12 protein-coding genes are annotated in these 13989 nt (G+C 63.9%); 5 read left to right on the forward strand and 7 right to left on the reverse strand.

Features of this window, described 5'->3' with window-relative positions; translation table 11 throughout:
* Positions 1-113: 113 nt before the first annotated feature.
* On the forward strand, positions 114-4145 hold the full coding sequence (gene purL, locus AC56LV_RS04855; protein WP_499556282.1) for a phosphoribosylformylglycinamidine synthase: 4032 nt from the start codon (positions 114-116) through the stop codon (positions 4143-4145).
* Between the two features lie 404 nt (positions 4146-4549).
* On the opposite strand, the gene AC56LV_RS04860 is transcribed toward purL, so the two are convergent.
* The 7 genes from AC56LV_RS04860 to AC56LV_RS04890 all read right to left on the reverse strand — a co-directional run bounded on the left by AC56LV_RS04860 (position 4550) and on the right by AC56LV_RS04890 (position 9642).
* Positions 4550-4930, reverse strand: a complete 381-nt coding sequence (locus tag AC56LV_RS04860) for a GNAT family N-acetyltransferase (RefSeq protein WP_499556283.1) — start codon at positions 4928-4930, stop codon at positions 4550-4552.
* 113 nt (positions 4931-5043) lie between these two features.
* Positions 5044-5820, reverse strand: a complete 777-nt coding sequence (locus AC56LV_RS04865) for a peptidylprolyl isomerase (RefSeq protein ID WP_499556284.1) — start codon at positions 5818-5820, stop codon at positions 5044-5046.
* A gap of 84 nt (positions 5821-5904) precedes the next feature.
* Positions 5905-6684: a peptidylprolyl isomerase gene (locus AC56LV_RS04870; RefSeq protein WP_499556285.1), complete on the reverse strand. Its 780-nt coding sequence runs from the start codon at positions 6682-6684 to the stop codon at positions 5905-5907.
* A 104-nt stretch (positions 6685-6788) separates the two neighbouring features.
* On the reverse strand, positions 6789-7082 hold the full coding sequence (locus AC56LV_RS04875) for a BolA family protein (protein ID WP_499556286.1): 294 nt from the start codon (positions 7080-7082) through the stop codon (positions 6789-6791).
* Positions 7079-7711 carry a septation protein A gene (locus tag AC56LV_RS04880; RefSeq protein ID WP_332532150.1) on the reverse strand — a complete coding sequence of 211 codons (633 nt, stop codon included), beginning with the start codon at positions 7709-7711 and terminating at the stop codon, positions 7079-7081. Before AC56LV_RS04880 ends, AC56LV_RS04875 begins: the two co-directional genes overlap by 4 nt.
* Positions 7712-7724: 13 nt before the next feature.
* Positions 7725-8120 carry a peptide-methionine (R)-S-oxide reductase MsrB gene (gene msrB / locus AC56LV_RS04885; protein WP_499556287.1) on the reverse strand — a complete coding sequence of 132 codons (396 nt, stop codon included), beginning with the start codon at positions 8118-8120 and terminating at the stop codon, positions 7725-7727.
* 31 nt (positions 8121-8151) lie between these two features.
* Positions 8152-9642, reverse strand: coding sequence for a protein adenylyltransferase SelO (locus AC56LV_RS04890; protein WP_499556288.1), 1491 nt, complete (start codon positions 9640-9642; stop codon positions 8152-8154).
* Between AC56LV_RS04890 and AC56LV_RS04895 the strand changes: the two genes are divergently transcribed.
* From AC56LV_RS04895 to AC56LV_RS04910, 4 genes are all read left to right on the forward strand, one after another.
* Positions 9642-9830, forward strand: a complete 189-nt coding sequence (locus AC56LV_RS04895; RefSeq protein WP_499556289.1) for a hypothetical protein — start codon at positions 9642-9644, stop codon at positions 9828-9830. The genes AC56LV_RS04890 and AC56LV_RS04895 overlap by 1 nt on opposite strands.
* Positions 9831-9844: 14 nt before the next feature.
* Complete coding sequence (locus AC56LV_RS04900) at positions 9845-11512, forward strand: 3-(methylthio)propionyl-CoA ligase (RefSeq protein WP_499556290.1); 1668 nt, start codon at positions 9845-9847, stop codon at positions 11510-11512.
* Positions 11513-11585: 73 nt separating this feature from the next.
* On the forward strand, positions 11586-11783 hold the full coding sequence (locus AC56LV_RS04905) for a YqaE/Pmp3 family membrane protein (RefSeq protein ID WP_258834116.1): 198 nt from the start codon (positions 11586-11588) through the stop codon (positions 11781-11783).
* A 103-nt stretch (positions 11784-11886) separates the two neighbouring features.
* Positions 11887-13977: a 3-hydroxyacyl-CoA dehydrogenase NAD-binding domain-containing protein gene (locus AC56LV_RS04910; RefSeq protein WP_499556291.1), complete on the forward strand. Its 2091-nt coding sequence runs from the start codon at positions 11887-11889 to the stop codon at positions 13975-13977.
* Positions 13978-13989: the final 12 nt, after the last annotated feature.

The raw sequence follows: 13989 nt of genomic DNA on the forward strand, positions 1-13989 counted from the left end.
GCGCGGGGTGCCGGCCGGTCGTCGATGGCGGCCCGGCCAGAGGGGCGAGGCTGTATAATACCGGCCTATCTTCCACCCTAGCAGCGACGCTGCATCAACCGACTGTCCAAGCCATGTTGATTCTGCCGGGTTCCAATGCCCTGTCCGCCTTCCGTAGCCAACGCCTCCTGAGCCAACTGCAAGCTGTCGCCCCGTCGATTGCCGCCGTCCAGGGCCGTTTCTACCATTTCATCGACACCAGCGCGCCACTGTCCATCGACGATACGTCGCGCCTGTCGGCCATGCTCACCTATGGCGAGCCTGCGCCGGAGACCCTGTACGAAGGCGTGACCGAAGCATTCTTCGTCATCCCGCGCCTGGGCACCATTTCGCCGTGGGCCTCGAAAGCGACCGATATCGCGCGCAACTGCGGCATGGGCCATGTCCACCGCATCGAGCGCGGCATCGGCTACACCGTCGTGCTCAAGACCGGCATCCTTGGCAGCAGCTTCGGCGCGCCCAAGAAGCTGGCGGCCGACGAGCTGCAGGCAGTCATCGGCCTGCTGCACGACCGCATGACCGATACCGTCCTGCGCAATGCCGACGACGCGCAGCACCTGTTCAATGAACTCGAGGGCAAGCAGCTCGAGAGCATCGACGTGCTGGGTCTTGGCCGCGCTGCACTGGTGCGCGCCAACACCGAACTCGGTCTGGCGATGTCGGACGACGAAGTCGATTACCTGAACGACGCCTTCACCAAGGCGCAGCGCAACCCGACCGACGTCGAGCTGATGATGTTCGCGCAGGCGAACTCGGAGCACTGCCGCCACAAGATCTTCAATGCCGACTGGGTCATCGACGGCGAGAAGCAGAGCATCTCGCTGTTCGGCATGATCAAGAACACGCACCAGCTGAACCCGCGCGGCACGGTCGTCGCCTACAGCGACAACTCGTCGATCATCGAAGGCGCCACCGTCACCCGGTTCTTCCCGCGCGACGGCGAAGAGTACGGCCCGTCGACGGAGCTCGTGCACACCCTGATGAAGGTCGAGACGCACAATCACCCGACCGCGATCTCGCCGTTCCCGGGCGCCTCCACCGGCGCCGGCGGCGAGATCCGCGACGAAGGCGCAACGGGCCGCGGCGCCAAGCCGAAGGCGGGCCTGGCCGGCTTCACGGTGTCGAACCTGGTGATCCCCGATGCCGTGCGGCCGTGGGAAAACGCGTCGGACGTGACGGGCCAGGTGCGCTCGGATGCGCTGTACGGCAAGCCGGAACGCATTGCCTCGCCACTGCAGATCATGATCGAAGGCCCGATCGGCGGCGCCGCATTCAGCAATGAATTCGGCCGGCCGGTACTGGGCGGCTACTTCCGCACCTATGAACAGAACGTCGGCGCAGCAGGCGCGGTCTACGGCTATCACAAGCCGATCATGATCGCCGGCGGCATCGGCAGCATCTCGGCCGCGCACACGCACAAAGATGAAATCCCGGTCGGCAGCCTCTTGATCCAGCTGGGCGGCCCCGGCATGCGCATCGGCATGGGCGGCAGCGCCGCGTCGTCGATGGCCACCGGCACCAATACGGCCGACCTGGACTTCGATTCGGTCCAGCGCGGCAACCCGGAAATGGAACGCCGCGCACAGGAAGTGATCAACGGCTGCTGGCAGCTGGGCGCGCACAATCCGATCATCTCGATCCACGACGTGGGCGCGGGCGGCTTGTCGAATGCGTTCCCGGAAATCGTCAACGACGCCAAGCGCGGCGCGATCTTCAATCTGCGCAAGGTGCCGCTCGAAGAGAGCGGCCTGGCGCCAAAAGAAATCTGGTCGAATGAATCGCAGGAACGCTACGTGCTGGCGATCGCGCCCGAGAGCCTGGCGAAGTTCGCCGCGCTGTGCGAGCGTGAGCGTTGCCCGTTTGCCGTCGTCGGCACCGCGACCGAAGAGCGTCAGCTGCGCCTGATCGACGAAGAGCAGTCCGGTGGCCCGAATGCGTCGCCGGTCGATATGCCGATGGACGTCCTGCTCGGCAAACCGCCAAAGATGACGCGCGACGTGCAGCACGTGCAGAACACGTTCCCGCCGGTGGACCTGACCGGCATCGAGCTGGTGGAAGCGGCGCGCCGCGTGCTGCAGAATCCCACCGTGGGCGACAAATCGTTCCTGATCACGATCGGCGACCGCACGGTTGGCGGCATGACGGTGCGCGACCAGATGGTCGGCCCGTGGCAGGTGCCGGTGGCCGATTGCGCCGTCACGGCAATGGCCTACGAAGGCTTCCTCGGCGAAGCGATGGCGATGGGCGAGCGCACGCCGCTGGCCGTCATCGACGCCGCTGCGTCGGGCCGGATGGCCGTGGCCGAGTCGATCATGAATATCGCGGCTGCCGCGATCAACGACATCTCGGACATCAAGCTGTCAGCCAACTGGATGGCGGCCTGCGGCCAGCCAGGCCAGGACGCCGCACTGTTCGACACCGTGAAAGCCGTCGGCATGGAACTGTGCCCGGCGCTGGGCGTGTCGATCCCGGTCGGCAAGGATTCGCTGTCGATGCGCACGACGTGGAACGACGCTGGCGAATCGAAAGCCGTGATCTCGCCGGTGTCGCTGATCGTCTCGGCGTTCGCGCCGGTGGCCGATATCCGCCGCTCGCTCACGCCCCAACTGCGGACCGATGCGGGCGAGACCGCCCTGATCCTGGTTGACCTGGGCCGTGGCAAGAATCGCCTGGGCGCCTCGATCCTGGCGCAAGTCACGCAGCAACTGGGTGACTCGGTGCCGGACGTCGATTCGCCGGACGACCTGAAAGCGCTGTTCGGCGCGATCCAGGCGCTGAACAAGGACGGCAAGCTGCTGGCCTACCACGACCGTTCGGACGGCGGCCTGTTCGCGACGCTGGCCGAGATGGCTTTTGCCGGCCGTACCGGCGTGTCGGTCAACCTCGACATCCTGACGATGGAGAGCGGCCACGGCGCCGACTGGGGCGATGCCAAGAACTGGACCGGCCAGGTGGCCGAGCGCCGCAACGAAATGACGCTGCGCGCGCTGTTCAGCGAAGAACTGGGCGCCGTGTTCCAGGTGCGCGTGGAGGACAAGACAGCCGTCATGAACGTGCTGCGCGAAGCGAACCTGGGCGCTTGCAGCCATATCATCGGCAAACTGAATGACCGTGGCGCGATTGAATTCACGCGCGACGCGAAAGTCATCTACAACGAACAACGCAGCAGCCTGCACCGCCTGTGGAGCGAGACGAGCTGGCGCATCGCGCGCCTGCGCGACAATCCAGAGTGCGCGGACGCCGAATACGACCGCCTGCTCGACGAGCACGATATCGGCATGACGCCGAAGATCAGCTTCAACCTGGACGAAGATGTCGCTGCACCGTTCATCGCGACCGGCAAGCGCCCACGCGTGGCGATCCTGCGCGAGCAGGGCGTCAACTCGCACATCGAAACGGCCTGGGTCATGCACCAGGCGGGCTTCGCAGCGATCGACGTGCACATGAGCGACCTGATCGCCGGCCGCGCCAAGCTGGACGACTTCCATGGCGTGATCGCCGTGGGCGGCTTCTCGTACGGCGACGTGCTGGGTGCCGGTGAAGGCTGGGCCAAGACCATCCTGTTCAACCCGCAGCTCGCGGACCAGTTCGCCCGCTTCTTCGCGCGCCAGGACACCTTCGGCCTGGGCGTCTGCAACGGCTGCCAGATGATGAGCAACCTGAAATCGATCATCCCGGGCGCGCAGGCTTGGCCGAAATTCACGCGCAACAAGTCGGAGCAATTCGAAGCGCGCTTCGGCATGGTCGAAGTGCTGGACTCGCCATCGATCTTCTTCCAGGGCATGGCCGGCACCCACGCGCCGATCGCCATCGCGCACGGCGAAGGCTTCGCCGACTTCTCGCTGACGGGCGATTACGACGCCTCAATCAAGGCAATGCGCTTCGTCGACAACCGCGGCCAGGCTACCGAAACCTACCCGTTCAACCCGAACGGCTCGCCGGGCGGACTGACGTCGGTGACAACGGCCGATGGCCGCTTCACGGTCCTGATGCCGCACGCTGAGCGCGTGTTCCGCGCCTCGGTGCATTCGTGGGCACCGGAATCCTGGGGCGACGAGTCGCCATGGATGCGAATGTTCCGCAACGCACGCAAGTGGGTTGGCTGATCGGCTGGCTGAAATGAAAAACGCCTCTCCAGAGGCGTTTTTTTTGCTGTAGCACAGCCGGGGTCAGGTCTGACATTCGGACACGACCTCGGCTGTAGCGTGGACGGCTTCGCCGTCCACGCGTCCAACGAACCTTGCCGCGCCACGACATCAAGCCAGTTTGAACGCGTGGGCGGCATAGCCGTCCACCCTACGAGCGGTCGAGAAAAAAGACGCAGTCGCCAGCGCCCGATGATGCGAGCTGCCATCCCAGTCGCGTATAAAATCGCAGCCGGGGTCAGGTCTGACATTCGGACACGACCTCGGCCGTAGGGTGGACGGCTTCGCCGTCCACGCGCCCAACGAACCTTGCCGCGCCACGACATCAAGCGAGTTTGAACGCGTGGGCGGCATAGCCGTCCACCCTACGGGCTGTCGAGAACGAAGTCGCTGTCGCCAGTGCTCGATGATGCAAGTCGCCATCCCCGGCGCGTATAGAATTGTGCGGCTCTGGTGTGCGTCCCGGTGCTGAGTGTCACCCGTGTGAACTCCAGCGAGAACAACCAGTCCGTTGCCAGCGCGAGCAACTGCTTGCCCAGCCCTTGCCCCTCGAAACGCGGATCGACGAACAGCGCCCAGATTGACCCATCGATCCGGTTGGCATAGCTGAACGCGACGATCTCGCCATCGACCAGCGCCACCCAGCCGCGTCCATCCTTCTCCAGAAAATCGGCATACATCTGCGGTGTGATCCGCGCCGGGTCGCGCAGAACGTTCTCGGTCACCGCCAGGCGGATGCGGCTCATGTGCGGTAGATCGTTGTACGCCGCCTCACGAAATACGGGATGCATAAACGCCAGCCTCCAAATAAAAAGAGCGCACCCTTAGGTGCGCTCTTTGCGGTCAAGCCGGGCAGGAATTACTGCACTTTGGCTTTCTTGACCAGGGTCTCGCGATAGGCTGCCAGCTGACGCTGCTGCAGGCCTTCGGTGACTTGCTGCTTGACTTCTTCCAGCGCCGGCACCTTGGCTGCGCGCACGTCTTCCAGCTTGATGACGTGGTAACCGAACTGCGATTTCACAGGCGTTTCGGTGATGGCGCCTTTTTGCAGAGCGACCATGGCTTTCGAGAACTCAGGCACATAGGTGGCCGCGCTGGCCCAGCCCAGGTCGCCGCCGTTCTGTGCGCTGCCGTCTTTCGACTGCTTGGCCAGTTCATCGAACTTGCCGCCCGCTTTCAGCTTGGCGATGATGCCCTTGGCATCGGCTTCGGAATCGACCAGGATGTGACGCGCGTGGTATTCCTTGTCGCCGATCAGCGCTTTCTGCTTGTCGTACTCGGCTTTGACGTCGGCATCCTTGATCGGGTTCTTCTTGACGTAATCCGCCAGCATCGCGTTGATGATGATGCTTTGACGGGCATTGTCGATGGCCGACTTGACGTCGGCGCGGGCGCCGATGTTCTGCTTGTCGGCTTCCTGGATCAATACTTCACGGCTGATCAGGTCTTTCTTGATCGCTTCGCGCAGGTCAGGGGAGTCCGCAGCGCGGCCCTGGGCCACGACCTGCTTGACCAGCTGGTCGACCCGAGCTTGCGGGATTGCCTTGCCATTGACGGTAGCGGCGTTCTGCGCGAGGGCAGGCACGGCAACGACTGCAATCATGGCGAACAACAGGCTGGCTGGCTTCAAAATCATCGTTGAGATCCTATATAAACTCGAAAAGTATCGCCGCAGGCGACGAATGCCGGCGCGCGGTGTGCGCGCCGGCGACAGCACATCTTACTGCACCTTTGCCTTCTTGACCATTTGCTCCTGGAAGTCACGCAGCTTCTCTTGCGCGAGCGTCTCGGAGATCTGTGGCTTGACCTGCTCCATCGGTGGCAGCTTGGTCGCGCGGGTGTCGTCCAGCTTGATTACGTGGTAACCGGCATTGGTCTTGACCGGCACGTCGGTGACTGCACCCTTGGCGAGCTTGGTGAAGCCGGCCGCAAATTCAGGCGGCATCGTGTTCGGGGTGACCCAGTCCAGATCGCCGCCGGTGTTGGCGGTGCCGGTGTCCTTCGACGTCTTGGCGACGTCTTCGAACTTGGCGCCGCCCTTGATCTTCGCAATGGCTGCCTTGGCATCGGCTTCGGTCGTCATCAGGATGTGGCGGACGTGGTATTCCTTGTCGCCCGTTTCAGCTTTGACCTTGTCGTAGGCGGCCTTGATCTCGGCGTCGGTCACCGGGTTCTTGGCGATGTAGTCGCGGGCCAGTGCATTGACGACGATCGACTGGCGGGCGCTGTCCATGGCTTCGCGCACTTCAGGCTTCTTGTCCCAGCCTTGCTTGACAGCCTCTTGCATCAGCACTTCGCGGGCGATCAGGTCGTTCTTGACGGCTTCGCGCAGCTCTGGCGAGTCCTTGCCTTGGTTCTGGGCAACGACCTGCTTGACGACGGCGTCGGCGCGTGCCGAAGGAATCGCCTTGCCGTTGACCACTGCGATGTTCTGGGCAAAGGCCGGGGCCGATGCGATGGCAACGAGGGCTAACAGCAGGCGAGCAGGCTTAAAGGTCATGTGTATTCCTGTGACGGGTTTTAACTGGGCGAGAGAAGTTCAGGTGCTGTACTTATCTGTTCGATTGTCGGGCAAATTTCTTAAAACTGCCTGAAAACCCGCTTTCAGGTCAGCTCGGAAGGCGCGATGGCGTTGATGGCCAGAGCGTGGATTTCCGCCTTGTTGATCATATCGTGCACGGCATCATACACAAGACGATGGCGCATGACCAGCTTGAGTCCTTCGAAGCGCGACGACACGATTTTGACCGAATAATGGCTGCCGCCGGAGGCCGCGCCGGCGTGGCCCGCATGCAGGTGCGAGTCGTCGCTGATCTCGAGCAGGGTAGGGGCCAGCTCGGCTTCGAGCTGGGCGCGCATGCGTGGTTCGCGATCGCTTTTGTCTGTCAGATTGGTCATGCGTCTTCCTCCTTGATATATTTGTAGAGCATCATCGTTTGAATCATGATGAAGGCAAAGAATATGGCGGTGAAGCCGAACAGCTTGAAGCTGACCCAGGCGCCGGTATCGTTATGGAAGACCACGAAGGCCATCAACAGGTTCAGCAAACCCATGGCGACGAAGAACGCCATCCAGATGTAGCCGATGCGGTTCCAGAACGGCTCGGGCAGCTTCATGTTCGGTTCCATGACCGAGCGGATCAGGTTCTTGCGATAAAACACTTGTGCGATGAACAGACCCAGTGCGAATGCCCAGTACAGGATCGTCGGCTTCCACTTGATGAAGAGGTCGTCGTGGAAATAGATCGTGGCGCCACCGGCGACGAGGATCACGCCCAGCGTCAGCCACATCGCGTTATCGACCTTGCGCCCGCGTGCCAGCAGGTAACCGACCTGGCACACGGTGGCGATGATGGCCACGGCAGTGGCCAGCAGGATCGCCGACTGTGACGGCGGCACGCCGCCGCCCGCAATCAATGGCCCCAGATACTCGACGGCCATGCGATGCGCCCAGGCCTGGTTGCTGTCGCCATACTTGTAGACGCCGAAAAACAGCAGGACCGGGAAAAAGTCGAACAGGAATTTCATCGTGCATTCACTCTCAGGCCGGGTCGAACCGCATCGAGGCGGAATTGATGCAATAACGCAGGCCGGTTGGCGGCGGACCATCCGGGAACACGTGGCCCAGGTGGGCGTCGCAGACGCCGCAAATGACTTCGGTGCGCACCATGCCGTGCGTGCGGTCGGTTTTCTCGATCACATTGGCCGGATCGAGCGCGCGAAAGTAGCTGGGCCAGCCGCAGCCCGAGTCGAACTTGGTGTCCGATTCGAACAGCGGCGTGTTGCAGCAGACGCAGCTGTAAATGCCATGCTCGTGGTGGTCCCAGAACTTGCCGGTAAAGGCGCGTTCGGTGGCCGCGTTCCGCGTGACTTCGTATTCCATCGGGTCGAGCTGGTTACGCCATTCGGCGTCGGTCTTGGTGACTTTGTCGGTCATGATGTGGTTTCCTCGTGTCTCGTTAATTACGTTATGAAGAGCAGCTCACTTCGAGATGCGCGGCCCAATCGGGCGGCAGCTCGGCGTAGGCGGCGTTGTCGGGTTGTTCGTCGAACGGGCGCTCGAGCACGGCCAGCAGCTTGTGCACGCCACTGAAGTCGCCGTTCTGGGCCTGTTCGATGGCCGTCTGGGCCAGGTAGTTGCGCAGGATGTACTTGGGATTGACCAGGTTCATCGCAGCGCGCCGGGTCGCGTCCACGCTGTGTTCGCTGCGCAGGCGGGTGCGGTAGATTGCGGCCCAAGCGTCGAACGAGGCGCGGTCGATGAACAGGTCGCGCAGCGGTTCATCGTGCTCTGGCGCGTTAACCTGCAGGTCGCCCAGCAGGCGGAAGAACAGCGTGAAGTCGGCGTGATTGGCCTGCAGCAGCTCGATCGTGTCTTCGAACAGCTTGGCGTCGCCTTCTTGGGTCTCGAGCAGGCCAAGCTTGCCGTGCATCAGGATGTCCATCTGGCGGCCGAATTCGGGCCGGTAGACAGCCAGGGCTTCCTCGGCCACTTCGGGCTCGCCGATCAGCGGCAGCAGGGCATTGCCCAGCGCGTAGCAGTTCCAGTGGCCCACTGGCACCTGGTTGGCATAGGAATAGCGCCCGCCCTGGTCCGTGTGGTTGCAGATGTGGCGGGCGTCGAATGCTTCCATGAAGCCGAACGGGCCATAGTCGAGCGTCAGGCCCAGGATCGACATATTGTCGGTGTTCATTACGCCATGCATGAAGCCCACGGCCTGCCAGTGCGCAATCATGCGCGCCGTGCGGCGCGTGACTTCAGCCAGCAGCGCCGCGTAGGGATTGGCCTCGCCGGCGAGTTCAGGATAGAACTGCCCGATGACGTAATCGGCAAGCAGGCGCAGTTCGTCCTGGCGGTCGTGCGAGGCCCAGTGCTCGAACGAGCCGAAGCGAACAAACGTCGGCGCCATGCGCGCCACGACGGCGGCCGTCTCGAGCGTTTCGCGGGCGATCCCTTGGGGCGAACCGGTCAGGGACAGCGCGCGCGTGGTGGGAATGCCCAGCGCCGCCATCGCCTCGGAACACAGGAACTCGCGGATCGACGAGCGCAGCACGGCGCGGCCGTCGCCCATGCGGGAATACGGCGTGCGCCCGGCGCCCTTGAGCTGGATTTCCATCGGCCCGGCGGGGGTGGCGATATCGCCCAGCGTGATCGCGCGGCCATCGCCCAACTGGCCCGCCCAGACACCGAACTGGTGGCCGGAATACACGGCGGCAAGGGGTTGCGAACGCGGCGCCACCTTGTTGCCGGTGAAGACTTCGACAAAATCGGGGCGCGCAAGGTCCTCGACGGTCAGCCCGATCAGGGCGGCCGCAGGTTTGCTGGCCGCAATGAAGTGCGGCGCAGGCAATGGCGTGGGCATCAGGCGCGTGTAAAACGCTGGCGGCAATTCGGCGAAGGAATTGTTCAGTGCAAGTTCGTCGGCAGTGATAGCAGTCCTCGTTGGCGTGGTCGGCAATGAAACGATTTTACCCGACCGCGATATTACGCGTGATCGGGCACGCCGGTTCGCGCGCGTTACACCCTGTAACGACGTCAGTCGAGGGGCGCATGGGCGATGATGCGCTGCATCATCGAATTGCGTTGACGCCGCGCCGCATCGCGCACGACACTTTCTACGTTGCCGCTGAGCTTGATAACCCTTGAACCCCGGAGCCCACATGCCTGATTACCCGATGAGTCCCTTGCAAGGCCAGATGATGGATGCACCGCTGCTGGTCTCCGGCATCATCGAATTCGCCGCGCGCCACTATGGCGATGGCGACATCGTCTCGCGCCGCGTCGAAGGTGACCTGCACCGCTACACCTGGCGCGACGCGGCGGCCCGCTCGCGCCAACTGGCCAATGCGCTGGACAGCCTGGGCATTGCCATGGGCGACCGGGTGGCTACGCTCGCCTGGAATGGCTACCGGCACCTGGAACTGTATTACGGCGTCTCGGGTTCCGGCGCCGTGCTGCACACGATCAATCCCCGTCTGCACGCTGAACAGATCGCCTATATCGTCAACCACGCCGACGACCAGGTGCTGTTCTTCGACCTGACCTTCCTGCCGATTGTCACTGCGCTGGCGCGTACCTGCACGGGCGTCAAGGCCTGGGTGGCCCTGTGCGACAGTGCGGCGCTGCCACGTGATACGGGCATCGACACCCTGCTGTGCTACGAAGACCTGATCGGCACGCAGAGCGATGACTATGCTTGGCCGCAGTTCGACGAACGCTCGGCCGCCAGCCTGTGCTACACGTCCGGCACGACCGGCAACCCGAAAGGCGCACTGTATTCGCATCGCTCGACGGTCCTGCACGCGTACGCATCGGCCATGCCGAACGCGCTCAATGTATCGTCGCGCGACGTTGTGCTGCCGGTGGTGCCGATGTTCCATGTGAACGCATGGGGCTTGCCGTACTCGGTGCCGCTGTCGGGCGCCAAGCTCGTGTTTCCCGGCCCGGCTCTCGATGGGCGCTCGCTGTACGACCTGTTCGAAGGTGAGGGCGTAACGTTCTCGGCGGGTGTGCCTACGGTCTGGCTGGGGCTGGTCAACCATGTCATCGAGCACGATCTGGCGTTCTCCACGTTCCGCCGCACGGTGATCGGCGGTTCGGCCTGCCCGCCGGCGCTGATGGACACGCTGATGGACCGGTTCGGCATCGAGGTCGTGCATGCCTGGGGCATGACCGAGATGTCCCCACTGGGCACGGCCTGCACATTGAATAGCGCGCACCAGGCACTGTCGCCAGAGGCGCAGCGCGCCGTGCTGCGCAAGCAGGGCCACGCCATCTACGGCGTCGACATGAAGATCGTCGACGACGCTGGCGCCGAACTGGCCTGGGATGGTGTGACCTATGGCCATCTGCTGGTGAAGGGGCCATGGGTCGTCTCCGGCTACTTCCGCGAGGAGGGCGGCAATGTGCTGGTCGATGGCTGGTTCCCGACGGGCGACGTCGCCACGATCGATGCCGCCGGCTATCTGGCGATCACGGACCGCAGCAAGGACGTGATCAAGTCCGGCGGCGAATGGATCGGCACCATCGACCTGGAAAACGTGGCGATGGCGCATCCGGCCGTGCTGCAGGCGGCCTGCATTGGCGTCGCGCACCCGAGATGGGACGAGCGCCCATTGCTGGTGGTCGTGCGCCGGCCCGGCATGGACGTCACGCGCGACGCGTTGATCAGCTGGTTTGACGGCAAGGTCGCGCGCTGGTGGACGCCGGACGACGTCGTGTTTGCCGACAGCCTGCCCGTTGGCGGCACCGGCAAGATCCAGAAGAACCGGCTGCGTGAAACGTACGCGCAGCATCGCCTGCCATCGGCGCAGGGCCGCGAAACATAGTTGTGCGACGCAGTTTGGGGCGGGCGGGTAAAGTTGTGTCACTTTTAACAATCTTCTACTCACAGGAATTCCCATGCGCCTGCTTATCGCCCTCATTTTCCCGTGGCTGACGTTCTTCACGATCGGTCGTCCTATTGCCGGCGTCATTTGCCTGATTCTGCAAATCACGCTGGTCGGCTGGCTGCCTGCCGCGATCTGGGCCGTGTACGCGCTGAACGAGTACAAGACCGACAAGAAGATTGCCGAGGCGAGCCAGCGCGGCCAATTCTGAACGGGTAATCACCATCCTGGCTTGCCCGAATAACACGTTCGTTCGTTTATTTGCGGTATAGTTGGCGGCTCGGTCATTCCCACTTTCAGGAGACGAAATCGACATGAGCGCCGACTACCAGGTGCACGGCAGCGTTGCCGTCATCACGCTGAACAATCCCCCCGTCAACGGCCTTGGCCTGGCCACCCGCACGGTAGCCGTTGCCGGCATCCGGCAAGCCGAAGCCGACCCGGCGGTCACGGCCATCGTGATCACCGGCGCCGGCAAGGCATTCTCGGGCGGCGCCGACATCCGTGAATTCACGTCCCCTAAAGCGCTCACCGGGCCGACGCTGCACACGCTGATCGCCACTGCCGAAGGCGCTGCCAAGCCGGTCGTTGCTGCCATTCATAGCGTGTGCATGGGCGGCGGACTTGAGCTGGCGCTGGGCTGCCACTACCGCGTCGCGGCGCCCGGCGCGCAGATTGCGCTGCCCGAGGTCAAGCTTGGCCTGCTGCCCGGCGCGGGCGGCACGCAGCGCCTGCCGCGCGTGCTGGGCCTGGAAAAAGCCCTCGACATGATCCTCACTGGCGCGCCGGTGTTATCCGACAAGCTGACCGGCACGGCGCTGTTCGACCGCGTATTTGATGCGGACGTCGATCTGCTGCCGGCCGCCGTCGCGTTTGCCGAATCCATTGCCGCTGTCCGGCCGCTGCCCAAAGTGCGCGACCGCGCGGTTGACCACCCGGACGCCGCCGGCTTTCTGGCTGAGGCCCGTGCGCGCGTCGATGCGACGGCGGGGCCATTCCCGGCGCCGCGCGAGTGCGTCGAAACGGTGGCCGCGTCGGTCACCGCCGATTCGTTCGAGGCCGGCTTGCAGTTCGAGCGCGAACGCTTCATGCACCTGACCACGACGCCCGAATCGAAGGCGCTGCGTCATGCATTCTTTGCCGAGCGCGCCGCCGGCAAGGTGCCGGGCGTGCCTCCTGACACGAGGCCACGTCCCATCACCAGTGCGGCCGTGGTGGGCGCCGGCACGATGGGCGCCGGCATCGCGATGAACTTTGCCAATGCCGGCATCCCGGTGACCATCCTCGAGACGAAGCAGGACGCGCTCGACAAGGGCCTGGCCGGCATCCGCGCCGTGTACGAACGCAGCGTCGCCAAGGGCAAGCTCACGGCCGACAAGCTGGCGCAGCGCATGGCCTCCATCACCGGCACGCTGTCGTATGACGCGCTGGCGCAGGCCGACATCGTCGTCGAAGCGGTATTCGAGGACATGGACGTCAAGGAGCTGGTGTTCCGCGAGCTCGACAAACTGATGAAGCCGGGCGCGATCCTGGCTACCAACACATCGTCGCTCGACGTGAATCGGATTGCCGCATTCACGGGCCGGCCGCAGGACGTGATCGGCCTGCATTTCTTCAGCCCCGCGCATGTGATGAAGCTGCTCGAGATCGTGCGCGGCGCACAGACCGGGGCCGATGTGCTGGTCACCGCGCTGGCGCTGGCGAAAAAACTCAAAAAAACGGGTGTGGTCTCCGGCGTCTGCGATGGGTTCATCGGCAACCGCATGCTCGAGCAGTATCTGCGCCAGGCGTACGACCTGCTGGAAGAAGGCGCGCTGCCGGAACAGGTCGACCGCGCGATCGAGGCGTTCGGCTTTGCGATGGGGCCGTTCCGGATGAGCGACCTGGCCGGCAACGACATCGGCTGGCATATCCGCAAGCGGCGTGCGATCGAGTCACCAGACTTTGCGTATTCGAAGCTGCCGGACCTGTTGTGTGAACAGGGCCGCTTCGGGCAAAAGACCGGCGCCGGCTGGTATGACTACCAGGCGGGCGCGCGGGCGGCCACGCCCTCAGGCACCGTCGACGCGATGGTGACGCAGTACTCGGGCGAGATCGGTGTCGCGCGCCGCGCGATTGCGGACGCTGAAATCGTCGAGCGGCTCGTGTATGCGCTGGTCAACGAGGGCGCCAAAATCCTCGAAGAAGGCATCGCACTGCGGGCGTCCGACATCGACATGGTCTACCTGAGTGGCTACGGTTTCCCGCTGCACCGTGGCGGACCGATGCTGTATGCCGACATGGTGGGCTTGCCGGCCGTGCTTGCAGCAATCGAGGGCTTTGCGCGCGGGCGCAATGGGGAGGCGTGGACGCCGGCGCCGCTGCTGGTGCGGCTGGCCGCGGCGAATGGCGCGTTCAACGCCTGAACATAAAACGGC

It is taken from the genome of Telluria sp. RB2R28, assembly GCF_059685835.1.